1 protein-coding gene is annotated in these 300 nt (G+C 73.7%); it reads right to left on the reverse strand.

The features are described from left to right. Positions 1-300 (reverse strand): TetR family transcriptional regulator C-terminal domain-containing protein (locus CCN51_RS52170; protein ID WP_211303361.1); only part of this gene is annotated, 300 nt, incomplete at both ends.

Consider the following 300-nt stretch of genomic DNA (forward strand, 5'->3'; position numbering starts at 1 on the left):
CGCCCAAGATCCGCGCCAGTGTCGCACGGGTGCCCTCCCGGTCGTACGGGCGGTCCGCCAGCAGCACCTGTAGGGACAGCCCGTCGATCAGGGCCACCACCGCGCGCGCCGTGGCGGCGTCGGGCACCAGTCGCGCCAGCATCCGGGCCATCTCGTCCAGGCACTCGGCGGCGATCGGCCGCAGCCCCTCATTGCGCAGGGCGGCGAAGTACAGCTCGTACTCCAGCTCCAGCCGCGCCCGTTCGCCCGTGAGCAGTTCCTCCAGCCACCGGGCCAGTTCGTCAGCGGGCAGCGCGGCCG

This window comes from Streptomyces milbemycinicus, assembly GCF_002154605.1.
GTDB classification, from domain to species: Bacteria; Actinomycetota; Actinomycetes; order Streptomycetales; family Streptomycetaceae; genus Streptomyces; species Streptomyces milbemycinicus.